Genomic DNA, 13,259 nt, shown 5'->3' on the forward strand with positions numbered 1-13,259 from the left:
GCCCCGGACGCCACACCCCCCGCTTCCCCCGCCTCCTCCGCGACCCGCCGGTGCCACCGGGTGCGCCGGTCGGCCACGGCGTGCGCCGCGAAGCCCGGCTCGAAGAAAGGGGCGTAGGCCGCCTGCCAGGCCGCGGCGTGGATCTCGCCGAGCGCGTCCCCGTCGCCGGGGCCCGCGCGCCGGATCTCCACCGCCCCGCTCGCACCGTGCCGCGGACCGCCGGCCTCGACCATCGCGCTCAGCCCTTCACGCAGATGACCTGCTTGAGCTTGGCCACCACCTCGACCAGGTCGGTCTGCTGGTCGATGACCTGCTCGATCGACTTGTAGGCCCCGGGGATCTCGTCCACGACCCCGGTGTCCTTGCGGCATTCCACGCCCCGGGTCTGCTCCTCCAGGTCCCGCGCCGAGAACCGCTTCTTCGCCGCGGTGCGGCTCATCTTGCGGCCCGCGCCGTGCGAGGCGGAGTTGAAGGACTTCTCGTTGCCGAGGCCCTTCACGATGTACGAGCCCGTTCCCATGGACCCGGGGATGATCCCGAAGTCGCCGCTGCCGGCGCGGATCGCGCCCTTCCGCGTGACCAGCAGGTCCATGCCTTCGTACCGTTCCTCGGCCACGTAGTTGTGGTGGCAGCTGATCTCCCGTTCGAAGGAGACCTTCGCCTTGCGGAACTCCTTGCGCACGACCTCCTTGAAGAGGCTCATCATCGCGGCGCGGTTGTACTTCGCGTACTCCTGCGCCCAGAAGAGGTCGTTGCGGTACGCGTCCATCTCCGGGGTGGCCGCGAGGAAGACCGCGAGGTCCCGGTCGACCAGGTTCTGGTTGTGCGCGAGGTCGCGGGCCACGCCCATGTGGTGGGCGGCGAGTTCGTTGCCGATGTTGCGGGAGCCGGAGTGCAGCATCAGCCAGACCGCGCCCTCCTCGTCGAGGCAGAACTCGATGAAGTGGTTGCCGGCGCCCAGCGTGCCGATCTGCTTCGCGGCGCGTTCCCGGCGGAACTTGACGGCGTCGGCGAGGTGGTCGAATCGCTGCCAGAGGCTTTCGTAGCCCGGCACCGAGAAGCCGTACAGCCGTTCCGGGTCCACGGGGTCCCTGTGCAGGCCCGTCCCCACCGGGATCGCCTGCTCGATCTTCGTCCGCAGCCGCGACAGGTCGCCCGGCAGGTCGTTCGCCGTCAGGGAGGTCTTGACCGCGGACATGCCGCAGCCGATGTCGACGCCCACCGCCGCCGGACAGACCGCGTCCTTCATGGCGATGACCGAGCCGACCGTGGCGCCCTTGCCGTAGTGGACGTCGGGCATGACGGCCAGGCCCTTGATCCACGGAAGGGTGGCGACGTTGTGCAACTGACGCATCGCGCTGTCCTCGACGGACGCCGGATCCGTCCACATCCGGATCGGGACCTGCGCCCCGGGCACCTCTACATACGACATAACAGCCTCAAAACCCCGTTAACCACAGGAAAGTATCAATACGCAAAAAGCCTCGCTCTTCATCCCAAACCAGACTTGGGACCGGCGCCGGCACCAGCGTGTGCGATAGACATTGTTTCCATCCGCGCCCAAGTCGCGGCAACGCATTTTTCCTGACCGTCGGGCGGCCGGCCGGTCGAAGGGAGCCATTGGACGTGCAGCGCAAGGCGGTACGACGCCCGGTCCTGTCGGGCATCGCGATGCTCACCGCACTCGCGGCCGGCGTCACCGGCCTCACCGGGTGCACCGACGGGAACGGCAACGGGAGCACCAGCGACGAAAAGGCCGGCGACAGCTCCACGGCGCCCGCCCAACCGGGGAAGTACCGCAGCCTGCCCGCGCCCTGCAAGGCCATCGACGCGAAGCGGCTCAAGGCCATGCTGCCCGCCGCCGAGAGCCTCACCGGCGAGCAGCGCGAGAAGCTGTACGCCGGGGTCGCGGACGCCTCGTACGACGGCGACCGGCGCGTCGGCTGCCGCTGGAACTCCCAGACGCCGGAGGAGACGCTGCTGCTGTCGGTCGGGTTCGAGCGCGTGGTCTCGTACGACCGCGCCACCACGAGCGACGACGACAAGGCGCGCCAGGTGTTCGTACGGCGCCTCACCGAAGCCCACCTGCCCTTCCCCGGGCCCACGGGCAGCCCCACTCCGGGCTCCTCGACGGTGCCCGCGCCCAATTCCCCCATCGCGCCCCCGGCCACCGGGAACACCGCCCCGAGCCCCGTCCCGAGCACCCCTGCGAGCAGCACCCCGAGCGCCCCCGGCACGAGCCCCTCCGGCACTCCCGGCGGCAGCCCCTCCGGGAGCCCGTCCGGCAGCCCCTCGCCCACCGCGCCCCCCGAGCTGGGCTCCCGCGTGCTGGAGGGCCTCGGCAGCGAGGCGTACGTCGAGGACAAGCTCGGCACCCCCGACGCCACGGCCGCCCGGGCCCGCACCGTGCGCCTCGTGTTCCGTACCTCGAACGTCATCGTGACCATCGAGTACAGCGTGCAGCCCGCCCTCCCCGCCACCGTCCCCCCCAGCGTGGAAACCCAGGACAGCGTGCGCCAGTTGGCGCAGGCCCTGGTCGAGCGTTTCAACGACTGACCCGGCCCGCCGCGGGGGGCGTACGGGTCCCGCGTGACGGCGCGCACAGCAGGCGGACGCCGGGTCGAGCTACCGTTGCTCGGGTCCCGCTCCCGCAATGCGCCCCCAAGCAGAGCCTCAACGACTGAAGGAACCATGCACCGATCAGCCTCGCGCCTCACCCGAGTCCTCGCCTGCGCAGCAGTCCCGATGATCCTCACCGTCGCCGGCTGCTCCTCCGATTCGGGCAAGGACTCGGGCTCGGACAGCGCCAAGAAGAAGTCCGACTCCTCCTCGTCCTCGAAGCCGACCCCGAAGGCCTCGGCCACCCTGGAGAAGGTGGCGTACCTCTCGCTGCCCGACCCCTGCAAGGCGATACAGGCGAAGACCATCGAGACGCTCGTCCCGGAGGCGAAGGAGAAGAACGGCACGGCGACCAAGTCGAACGACCTGTCCACCCGCGCCAGCTGCTCCTGGAACGGCCTGGACGAGGACGGTCTGAAGGGCTCGCAGTACCGCTGGCTCTCGATCTCCCTGGTCCGCTACGACTCGCACGCCTCGCTCGGCAGCGGCAACAAGCGCGCCGAGGAGCAGTACAAGAAGCAGGTCGAGGCCGCGAAGGCCGCCGAGGGCGCGCAGGACGTCAAGGTGGAGCCGGCCGGCGGGATCGGCGACGAGGGCACTTCGGTCGCCTACAACCTGAAGAAGGACGTCGAGTTCCTCAACAACACCATTCTGGTCCGCGCCCAGAACGTCGTGGTCACCCTCGACTACAACGGTGCCGCGTACGAGGGCGCCGCCGCCCCGGACCGCGCCAAGCTCCTCCAGGACGCGACCGTCGCCGCCCGCGAGATCGTGGCCTCGGCCGACGCCGCGGGCAAGAACGCCCCGGCCGCCAAGCCGTCCGCGGAGCCCTCGAAGTCGGGCGAGCCGTCCAAGGCCCCCGAGCAGTCCAAGGCTCCCGAGCAGTCCCCGTCCGCGCAGGCCACCCAGGAGAGCTGACCGCGAGGATGACCGTGGGAACCGGGTCGGGGACCGGGACGGGTTCGGGAACGGACGCGGGGCTGACAACCGGCCATCCGCGCGCCACCCGTACTCTGTGCCTGCCATAGCTCGTCAAGGGGAGGGGATCGCGGGTGGCCGCGATGCAGCTGACTCGCACGCACCGCATATTGATCGGTGTCGTGGTCGCCGGTGCCGTGGTCATCGCGGGGATCGGTTTCGCGGGTTCGTACGCCGCGGTGCGCGCGCTGGCGCTGCAGAAGGGCTTCGGCAGCTTCTCGCTCGTGTTCCCCATCGGCATCGACATGGGCATCTGCGTGCTGTTGGCGCTGGACCTGTTGCTGACGTGGATACGGATCCCGTTCCCGTTGCTGCGCCAGACGGCGTGGCTGCTGACGGCGGCGACGATCGCGTTCAACGGCGCTGCCGCCTGGCCGGATCCGCTCGGTGTGGGCATGCACGCCGTGATCCCGATCCTGTTCGTGGTCACCGTCGAGGCGGCCCGGCACGCGGTGGGCCGGATCGCGGACATCACCGCGGACCGGCACATGGAGGGCGTGCGGATCACCCGGTGGCTGCTGTCGCCGTTTCCGACCTTCAAGCTGTGGCGCCGGATGAAGCTGTGGGAGCTGCGTTCCTACGAGCAGGCCGTCGGCATGGAGCAGGACCGGTTGATATACCAGGCGCGGCTCCAGGCCCGGTACGGGCGGGCCTGGCGTCGCAAGGCCCCCGTCGAGGCGCTGATGCCGCTGAGGCTGGCCCGGATCGGGGTACCGCTGGCGCAGACCGCCCCGGAGGGGCTGGCGGCGGCGGGCATCGACCCGGTGCTGCTGCCCCCGGCGGCTCCCGGGACGACGGCCCTCCCCGAGGTCCAGGCCGCCCAGGTCCTGGCGGACACCCCCGCGCTGACGGCGGCGTCGGCGCAACCCCAGCCGCCCGCCACGCCCATGGCCTCCCCGACGCCCGCGCAGGCCGCGGCCCCCGTACAGGGGCCACCACCGCAGCCCGCACAGCCCGGCCCCGCGCAGCCCGAGCCCGCGCAGCCCGAGCCCGCCGAGGCCGGACCCGTCTTCCACGGCCCGGCGCCCTTCGCGGTGGAGCCGACGGCCATGCCGGCGGCGCACAACAGCGCGTGGTTCGCCGCGCCGCTGGCCCCGCAGGCCGCGTACGAGGGTGGCTACAACCCGCAGTACGTGGAGGGGCTGGAACCGATCCCGGTGATGCCCCCGACCGGCCCCGAGGAGCAGCGGCGGCCCGAGCAGCAGGAGCTGCCCATCCCGGCCCCCCGCTCCCGGGAGGCCGCGGCCTCTCAGGCCGAAGCCGACACCGAAGCCGAAGCCGACACCGATGACGCCCACGTCGACGAGGCGAAGTTCGCGGAGGCCGCGTACGAGGTCTTCCGCGCCTACCTCGACGAGTTCTCCCAGTTCCCGACGCCCGAGCAGGTCGACATACACCTCTCGGACCGGCACGGCATCGTGCACCCGCGCAGCGCCTCGATGATCCGGCGGCTCATGCCGGAGCTGAAGCAGCGCTACCAACGCGACCTGGAGAACGAGCACATCGCGTGACCCGGAGCCGTGAGGCACCGGCACCACGCGCCACGCCCACACCGCACGCGCGAGGGCCCGCACCCCTCGGGGTGCGGGCCCTCGCGCGTCGTACGCGGTGCCTCGGCGGGCTCGGCCGCCTCAGACGGCCAGCAGCTTGCGCACCCGGTCCGCCCCGACCGCCAGCAGCAGCGTGGGCAGGCGCGGCCCGGTCTCCCGGGTCACGAGCAGCCGGTAGAGCAGGGCGAAGAACGTCCGCTGCGCGACCTTGAGTTCCGGCGTCGGCTTGGCGTCGGGCTCCAGCCCGGCCATGACCTTCGGCACGCCGTAGACCAGGGTGGTGAGCCCGTCGAGCGACCAGTGCGAGTCGAGCCCGTCGACGAGCAGCCGCAGGGACTCGCGCCCCTCCTCGTCCAGCGAGGACAGCAGCTCGGTGTCGGGCTCCTCGCGGACCAGCGTGCGCTGGTCGGCCGGGACCTGGGTGGTGATCCAGTTCTCGGCGCGGTCCAGGCGCGGTCGTACCTCGTCGAGCGAGGTCAGCGGCGACGTCGGGTCCAGGTCGGACAGGATGCGCAGCGTCTGCTCGTCGTGCCCGGCGGTGATGTCGACGACGGACGCGAGCGTCCGGTACGCCATCGGCCGCGGGGTGCGGGGCAGTTCACCCTCCGCGGTGCGGACGGCGCGGGTGTGCGCCGCCGCGTCGGCCGGCAGCACGGAGCCGTCGGCGACCTTGGACTCCAGCTTGTCCCACTCGTCGTAGAGCCGCTGGATCTCCTGGTCGAAGGCGATCTTGAAGGACTGGTTCGGCTTGCGGCGCGCGTACAGCCAGCGCAGCAGCTGCGGCTCCATGATCTTCAGCGCGTCGGAGGGCGTCGGGACGCCACCCTTCGAGGAGGACATCTTGGCCATGCCGCTGATGCCGACGAACGCGTACATCGGACCGATCGGCTGCTCGCCGCCGAAGATGTGCACGATCTGCCCGCCGACCTGGAAGGACGAGCCGGGCGAGGAGTGGTCGACGCCCGAGGGCTCGAAGATCACGCCCTCGTAGGCCCAGCGCATCGGCCAGTCGACCTTCCAGACCAGCTTGCCGCGGTTGAACTCGCTGAGCTTGACCGTCTCGGTGAACTCGTCCTCGGCGCAGACGTAGGTCAGCTCCGTGGTCTCGTCGTTGTAGGACGTGACCGTGGTGAAGTCCTTGCCGCACTGCGCGCAGTAGGGCTTGTACGGGAAGTACCCGCCCTCGGCGCTGCTGCCGTCGTCCTCGGCGGCCGCGCCGGAGCCCTCGGCGGCCTCCAACTCGGCCTCGTCGACCTGCTTCTGCTGGGGCTTCTTGCCGCCCGGCTTCTGCTTGGTGCGGTACTGGTCGAGCACGGCGTCGATGTCGCCGCGGTGCTTCATGGCGTGCAAGACCTGCTCGCGGTACACACCGTTGGTGTACTGCTCGGTCTGGCTGATCGGGTCGTACTCGACGCCCATCTCGGCGAGCGCCTCGACCATCGCGGCCTTGAAGTGCTCGGCCCAGCTGCCGTACGCGGACCCGGCCGGGGCGGGGACGGCGGTCAGCGGCTTGCCGATGTGCGCGGCCCACGTCTCGTCGACGCCGGGGACGCCGGCCGGCACCTTCCGGTAGCGGTCGTAGTCGTCCCACGAGATCAGGTGGCGGACCTCGATGCCCCGGCGGCGGATCTCGTCCGCGACCAGGTGCGGGGTCATGACCTCGCGGAGGTTGCCCAGGTGGATCGGGCCGGAAGGGGAGAGTCCGGACGCGACGACGACAGGTTTGCCGGGTGCTCGGCGCTCCGCCTCGGCGATGACCTCGTCCGCGAAACGGGAGACCCAGTCGGTCTCGGTGCTGCTCTGAGCCACGACACGTCCTTCTACTCGAATGCTGGCTTCGCCATTCTCCCAGACGGAACGGGTCGCTCCGAGGTTGCTCCCCGCGCCCGATATCCCGCGAAAGCGAAAGGCCGCGCGTGGGATACTCGGCACTTGTCGGAACACCCAAGTGCACCCACCGGCACAACCTCACAGGAACGGCAGCTCATGGCCTCGGTCCCTTCCCTCGCTTCTTCCGTCAATCAGCGCGTCGCGGACGCCCTCGCCTCGGCCCTGCCGGAGGCCGGTGGCGCCGACCCGCTGCTGCGACGAAGCGACCGGGCCGACTTCCAGGCCAACGGCATCCTGGCGCTCGCGAAGAAGGCCAAGGCCAACCCGCGCGAGCTGGCGACGACCGTGGTCGAGGGCATCCCGACGGGTGACCTGATCAAGGAGATCGAGGTCTCGGGCCCCGGCTTCCTCAACATCACGATCACCGACAAGGCGATCATCGAGACCCTCGCGGCGCGGGCCGGCGACGACCGCCTCGGCGTCCCGCTCGCCGAGAACCCGGGCACCACGGTGATCGACTACGCCCAGCCGAACGTCGCCAAGGAGATGCACGTCGGTCACCTGCGGTCCGCCGTGATCGGCGCCGCGATGGTCGAGATCCTGGAGTTCACGGGCGAGAACGTCGTCCGCCGGCACCACATCGGCGACTGGGGCACCCAGTTCGGCATGCTCATCCAGTACCTGATGGAGCACCCGCACGAGCTGGACCACAAGTCGGACGAGGAGGTCTCCGGCGAGGAGGCCATGTCCAACCTGAACCGGCTCTACAAGGCCTCGCGCGCGCTCTTCGACTCCGACGAGGAGTTCAAGACGCGCGCCCGCGCCCGGGTCGTCGACCTCCAGGCCGGCGAGCCGGAGACCCTCGCGCTGTGGCAGCGGTTCGTGGACGAGTCGAAGATCTACTTCTACTCCGTGTTCAACAAGCTGGACATGGACATCCAGGACCCCGACGTGGTCGGCGAGTCCGGCTACAACGACATGCTCGTGGAGACCTGCAAGCTGCTGGAGGACTCGGGCGTCGCCGTCCGCTCCAACGGCGCGCTCTGCGTCTTCTTCGACGACGTCAAGGGCCCGGACGGCAACCCGACCCCGCTGATCGTCCAGAAGTCGGACGGCGGCTTCGGCTACGCCGCCACCGACCTCTCCGCGATCCGCGACCGGGTGGGCGTGCTGAACGCGACCACGCTCCTCTACGTGGTCGACGCCCGTCAGTCCCTGCACTTCAAGATGGTCTTCGAGACGGCCCGCCGCGCCGGCTGGCTGAACGAGGACACCAAGGCCGTACAGCTGGCCTTCGGCACCGTCCTCGGCAAGGACGGCAAGCCGTTCAAGACCCGTGAGGGCGAGACGGTGCGGCTGGTGGACCTGCTGGACGAGGCCGTCGAGCGGGCGACCACCGTCGTGCGGGAGAAGGACGCGGACCGCAACCTCCTCACCGAGGAGGAGATCGTCGAGAACGGCCTCCAGGTCGGCATCGGCGCGGTCAAGTACGCGGACCTCTCCACCTCCGCCGCCCGCGACTACAAGTTCGACCTGGACCAGATGGTCTCGCTCACCGGCGACACCTCCGTGTACCTCCAGTACGCGTACGCCCGGATCAAGTCCATCCTGCGCAAGGCGGGCGACCGTTCCCCGGTCGCGCACCCGGAGCTGGAGCTGGCCCCGGCCGAGCGCGCGCTGGGCCTGCACCTGGACCACTTCGGCGAGCTGGTCGCGGAGGCCGCCGGGGAGTACGCCCCGCACAAGGTGGCCGCGTACCTCTACCAGCTGTCCTCGCTGTTCACGACCTTCTACACCGAGTGCCCGGTCGTGAAGCCGGAGCCGGAGCTCGTCGTGGGCGAGAACCGCCTCTTCCTGTCGGACCTGACCGCCCGCACCCTCTCCAAGGGCATGTCCCTCCTCGGGATCCGGACCCCCGAGAAGCTCTGACACTCCCGTACGCACGACCCGTACGCGCACGACCCCGCCCCCGGTAGTCCGATTCCGGGGGCGGGGTCTTTTTTCGGCCACATTGAGAAAGTTGAATGTCGATCAATCGTGATCTGGGAGCCCTCCTGGGGGCCCACCCCGCCCCCTAATCTGAGCATGTTCAGTTAAGGGGTCGGGGCCGGAACGTCCGTGACCGGCATGGGGGGAATCGAAGTGAAGTTCAAGCGTATGGCCCTGGTCGCGGCTGCCGCCGTCGCGGGTCCGACCGTTCTCGCCGCCACACCGGCCATGGCCGCCGACCAGCCGGCAGTGATCGTTCCGGACACCGCGCCGAAGGAGGACGCCGCCCCGGCGACCGACGGCGCCCCGGCCGCGCAGCAGCAGGATCAAGCCAAGCCGGCCCCGGTCGCACCGACCGCCCCGACGGGCTCCCCCGCCGCCGAGCCGGCCCCGAAGGCCGCCGAGACGCCGAAGGCACCCCAGGCACCGCAGGCCCCCAAGGCACCGCAGGCCGAGAAGTCGGGCGAGACCGAGATCCCCCTCGGGGACGAGCTCCCCGACTCGATGCTGATGGGCCCCGAGGTCACCGTCCAGGGCATCCCGAAGGACGGCTTCCCGCCAGGGGGCGGCTGGACCGACCTGACCGTCAAGGTCGACAACAGCGGCCACATCGCCGTCAAGAACTACGTCCCGCACCTGTCGGTCATGGAGCTGGAGGGCCGCTTCAAGGCCTCCCAGATCAAGGTCGAGTACCGCGCCGCCGGCCAGAGCGGCGCGGCCTGGAAGTCCGCCGCGCCGATCCAGAGCGAGGAGATGGGCCCCGGCATCCAGTACGACCTGGGCCAGACCCCCTCGATCGCACCCAACGCGAAGTACTCCCTCGACGTGCGCATCGGCTTCGCCGCGGACATCGCCGTCCTGCCCTTCGAGATCTACACCGACGGCTCCAGCACGACCGCCGCCGGCGTCGCCCACTCCCCCGCCTCCTGGTACACCGCCAAGATCGTCGGGGCCGAGGACGGCGAAGAGATCCCGATGCCCGTCGAGGGCCCCGCGCTCACCGTGAACGGCGTGCCGAAGGGCGGCTTCACGGCCGGAGCCGACTGGCGGAACCTCTCGATCCACGTCGACAACACCGGCAAGCAGCGCCTCGGACAGTTCGACCTCGCCCTGATCATGGCGCGCCCCGACTGGGTCTCGATGGAGTCCTCCCAGATCGCCCTGGAGGTCTACAGCAAGGACGCCCAGGGCAAGAAGGGCTGGCACAAGGCCGACTTCCACGACGAGGACGGAGTCTTCTTCGGCTTCGACCTCGCCGGCGGTGCGGTCGAAGCGGGCCAGAGCTTCGACGTACAGGTACGCGTCCGCTTCGCCGCCGACGCCCCGACCGGAGACCTGACCCTCGGCGTCGCCGGCTGGGCCACGGTGGACGAGGACACCGGCGAGTACGCCGAGTCCCACTCCGACGGCATCCTGACGAAGATCAAGAAGGCGGGTACGGACACCATCCCGGAAATCGGACCCGACGAGGAGAACCAGCACACCCCCGACGGCGACTCCAAGCCGATCGACCGGAACCCCGGCGGCACCGGCGGCACCGGCGGCGAACTCGCCGCCACCGGCAGCTCCCCCGCCACCAGCTGGGCCCTCGGCGCAGGCGGCGTGGCCCTGGCGATGGGCGCAGCCCTGGTGGCCGGCACAGGCCGCCGTCGCCGCCCCACCGCCTGACCCGCACGCACCCGCGCACACCCGCACGCACAGGCCGTACGAGGAACCCCCGCCGCCCGCCCGGGCCGCGGGGGTTCCTCATGTGTCGTACTCGCACCACACCACCTTCCCGGGCACGCACGGCACGACCCCCCACCGGTCCGCGAGCGCCGCGACCAGGAGCAGCCCCCGACCCCCCTCCACGCGCACGTCCCGGCCCTCGATCCGGGGGCGCCCGCCCCCGCTGTCGTGCACCTCGATCCGGACCGCGCCCTCGAAGCGCAGCAACCGCAGCCGATAGCCCCGGCCGGGCGGGACGCCGTGCAGCAGGGCATTGGTGGCCATCTCACTCACGCAGAGCAACAGGTCGTCCCGACGGTCGGTCACCTCCCACGCGTCGAGCGTCTCGCCCAGGAACTCCCTTGCGGTACGCACGGTTTGGCGGCTGCGCGGATAGAACCGCTCCCGCACCAGGGCGGGTTGAATATTCACGTTCACGGGGCGATGGTCGCGGTGCGTGACTAGCGTGAGTGAGACGACCGACCCGCACTCCTCACTGAGTACGGGTTGGTACGGCTATCACTCGGGCGCAGGTGGGGAGTTCGGTTGCATGCCACCAAGGAAGAGGCCTCGGCCCAATTCGACCGCGATGAAGATGGTCGGCGAGATGGTCGCCGCCGCCCGACTCGCCAAAGGACTGACCCAGCGCGCACTGGCCCTGGAAGTGCCCCTGGACATCGAGACGCTGGCCTCCATCGAGCAGGGCCGCCGTGTCCTGATGCCCGATGTCGCCGAGCGGATGGACCGGATCCTGGGCCTGCCCGGGATGCTGACGGTCGCCGCGAACAAGATGCCCGAGGTCGACAGCATCCCGCCGTGGGCCGAGGAATACTTCGAACGCGAGGCGGAGGCCGTCGCCCTGTCCTGGTACGACACCCTGATCGTCCCAGGCTTGCTCCAGACAGAGGAATACGCCAGAACCGTGTTCAGCTGCCGCGTTCCCTACATGGGCGAAGAGAAGATCGAACTCCAAACCGCCCGGCGAATGCAGCGCCAGGAGATTCTTCGCCGCCAGACCCCGCCAACGCTCAGCTTCGTCATCTGCGAGACCGCACTACGTGACCGACTCGGCGGGGATGAGGTCTACCAAGAACAGCTTCGCCACCTCCGCTCCTGCGCCGACCGCCCGAGCATTTCGCTCCAGGTGTTGCCGCAAGGCATCACAGCCCACGCAGGCCTCACAGGTCCATTCATCCTCGTGGAAACGCCTGATCATCAGCGCCTCGCTTACTCCGAAACCCAGCGCGGCAGCATCCTCGTGCGGGACCCGAACGAGGTCAGCATCCTTGCCCAGAAGTATGCAATGCTGCGATCCCAGGCCCTCAACGTCGTTCATACGAAAGGCCTGTTGGACCGGCTGCTAGGAGACCAATGAGCACCACATTGAAGTGGTTCAAGTCCAGCTACAGCAACGACGAGGGCGGCGCCTGCCTCGAAGTCGCCGTCGCCTGGCGCAAGTCCAGCCACAGCGGCAGCGAGGGTGGCCAGTGCGTCGAGGTGGCCACCTGCTCCTGCGCCGCCGGTCAGGTGCACGTGCGGGACTCCAAGGTGGCGCACGGACCCACCCTGACCCTCGCCCCGCACAGCTGGACCCGCCTGACCGACTGGGTCCGCGACTAGAACGCCCCCGGGCCGCGACACACCCCGTGACGCGGCCCACAGGAACGTTCCCCTCCTCGGCCTCCTCCTCGGGGTGTTGGCATTCACCACCCCCGGGGGAGCAGGCATGAACGTCACCACCCGACACCGCACCGGCACCGCGCCGGCCGCCTTGCTGACCGTCGACGGCCTCGCACACCTGTACTGGGCCCCCGGCGCCACCTGGCCCGCCGCCGACGAGCGCACCCTGTCGCCGGCCGTGCTCGGCACGGAGGTGTCCTTCGGCCCGCCCGTCGTGCTGCCGCCGGCCGCGCTCACCCTGACCGGCGCCGCCGCCGTCCTCGCGCACTCCCGCGGCCGGGGCGGGCCGGTCACCCGCCTGGTCACCGCCGCCGTCGCCGCCGGACTCGCCGTACGCGGCCTCGCAGGCCTGGGCTGGGCGACCGGTCGGCCTTCCGTGTCGGTGGCGACCACGACGCCGGTGGCCTCGTGTGCGCTGCCGTCCGCGAGGACCACGCCGGTGCCACCGGTTCTTCGGCGGCAGCCCCCCTCGGCTGCCTGACCCGGCAGTACGCGCCGCCCGGCAGCGCCCTGCGGCGCGGCCCGCCGTAATGGGCGCTGCGCGCCGCGGCCCCGCCCCGGCGCGCACGCCGGGACGGGGCCGCGATCAGCGGTTGAGCGGAGTCAACGGTTGAGCGGGTACGAGTGCCGGCCCGTGGCCTCGTCGATCTCCGTGTGCGCCTTCTGCAACATCTGGCCCGCGAGGTCCATCAGCGCCCTCGCGCCGGCGATCTCCTCGCCGACCCGCAGCTGATCCGGATCCGACGGGTGGCGCATGGCATAGCCGTGCGCCCTCATCTCGGAGCCGTCCGCGAGCCTCACCATGGCCGCCGCACCCGTGCGGTGCCCCTCTTCGGAGAACTCCAGCTCCACGTGCCATCCGACGAGCGTGGACATGCTGCACCACCTCCAGGATCACCCTGCTTC

Annotated in this window: 12 protein-coding genes and 1 pseudogene; 8 read left to right on the forward strand and 5 right to left on the reverse strand. The window is 70.5% G+C overall.

The window, feature by feature from the left end:
* Positions 1-233, reverse strand: a pseudogene (locus tag ADK55_RS29475) (hypothetical protein); the annotation flags it as partial.
* Between the two features lie 5 nt (positions 234-238).
* A complete protein-coding gene (locus ADK55_RS29480) occupies positions 239-1,432 on the reverse strand; it encodes an RtcB family protein (protein WP_053682929.1) in 1,194 nt (397 codons plus the stop codon).
* Between the two features lie 194 nt (positions 1,433-1,626).
* Here ADK55_RS29480 and ADK55_RS29485 point away from each other — a divergent pair, with 194 nt between their 5' ends.
* The 3 genes from ADK55_RS29485 (at position 1,627) to ADK55_RS29495 (ending at position 5,108) form a co-directional block, all read left to right on the forward strand.
* Entirely contained in the window at positions 1,627-2,556 is a 930-nt protein-coding gene (locus ADK55_RS29485) for a hypothetical protein (RefSeq protein WP_063839651.1), read from the forward strand.
* A 135-nt stretch (positions 2,557-2,691) separates the two neighbouring features.
* Entirely contained in the window at positions 2,692-3,537 is an 846-nt protein-coding gene (locus ADK55_RS29490) for a DUF3558 family protein (protein ID WP_053682934.1), read from the forward strand.
* Positions 3,538-3,671: 134 nt separating this feature from the next.
* Positions 3,672-5,108, forward strand: a complete 1,437-nt coding sequence (locus ADK55_RS29495; protein ID WP_053682936.1) for a DUF2637 domain-containing protein — start codon at positions 3,672-3,674, stop codon at positions 5,106-5,108.
* A 120-nt stretch (positions 5,109-5,228) separates the two neighbouring features.
* Here the strand turns inward: ADK55_RS29495 and lysS are convergent, their stop codons facing one another.
* Positions 5,229-6,956, reverse strand: coding sequence for a lysine--tRNA ligase (gene lysS / locus ADK55_RS29500; RefSeq protein ID WP_199826660.1), 1,728 nt, complete (start codon positions 6,954-6,956; stop codon positions 5,229-5,231).
* A gap of 177 nt (positions 6,957-7,133) precedes the next feature.
* Between lysS and argS the strand changes: the two genes are divergently transcribed.
* Both argS and ADK55_RS29510 read left to right on the forward strand, forming a co-directional pair.
* Positions 7,134-8,906 carry an arginine--tRNA ligase gene (argS, locus tag ADK55_RS29505; RefSeq protein ID WP_053682938.1) on the forward strand — a complete coding sequence of 591 codons (1,773 nt, stop codon included), beginning with the start codon at positions 7,134-7,136 and terminating at the stop codon, positions 8,904-8,906.
* Positions 8,907-9,119: 213 nt separating this feature from the next.
* Positions 9,120-10,634 carry a hypothetical protein gene (locus ADK55_RS29510; RefSeq protein WP_159041598.1) on the forward strand — a complete coding sequence of 505 codons (1,515 nt, stop codon included), beginning with the start codon at positions 9,120-9,122 and terminating at the stop codon, positions 10,632-10,634.
* A gap of 78 nt (positions 10,635-10,712) precedes the next feature.
* On the opposite strand, the gene ADK55_RS29515 is transcribed toward ADK55_RS29510, so the two are convergent.
* Positions 10,713-11,111: an ATP-binding protein gene (locus ADK55_RS29515; RefSeq protein ID WP_053682942.1), complete on the reverse strand. Its 399-nt coding sequence runs from the start codon at positions 11,109-11,111 to the stop codon at positions 10,713-10,715.
* 151 nt (positions 11,112-11,262) lie between these two features.
* On the opposite strand from ADK55_RS29515, the gene ADK55_RS29520 reads away from it, so the two are divergent.
* From ADK55_RS29520 to ADK55_RS29530, 3 genes are all read left to right on the forward strand, one after another.
* Complete coding sequence (locus ADK55_RS29520) at positions 11,263-12,048, forward strand: helix-turn-helix domain-containing protein (RefSeq protein ID WP_234350305.1); 786 nt, start codon at positions 11,263-11,265, stop codon at positions 12,046-12,048.
* Complete coding sequence (locus ADK55_RS29525) at positions 12,045-12,293, forward strand: DUF397 domain-containing protein (RefSeq protein WP_053682946.1); 249 nt, start codon at positions 12,045-12,047, stop codon at positions 12,291-12,293. Before ADK55_RS29520 ends, ADK55_RS29525 begins: the two co-directional genes overlap by 4 nt.
* 106 nt (positions 12,294-12,399) lie before the next feature.
* On the forward strand, positions 12,400-12,834 hold the full coding sequence (locus ADK55_RS29530; RefSeq protein WP_063839650.1) for a DUF3995 domain-containing protein: 435 nt from the start codon (positions 12,400-12,402) through the stop codon (positions 12,832-12,834).
* A 122-nt stretch (positions 12,835-12,956) separates the two neighbouring features.
* On the opposite strand, the gene ADK55_RS29535 is transcribed toward ADK55_RS29530, so the two are convergent.
* Complete coding sequence (locus ADK55_RS29535; RefSeq protein WP_053682948.1) at positions 12,957-13,229, reverse strand: DUF1876 domain-containing protein; 273 nt, start codon at positions 13,227-13,229, stop codon at positions 12,957-12,959.
* Between the last annotated feature and the right edge of the window lie 30 nt (positions 13,230-13,259).

The organism is Streptomyces sp. WM4235 (genome assembly GCF_001279725.1).
Taxonomy (GTDB): Bacteria; Actinomycetota; Actinomycetes; order Streptomycetales; family Streptomycetaceae; genus Streptomyces.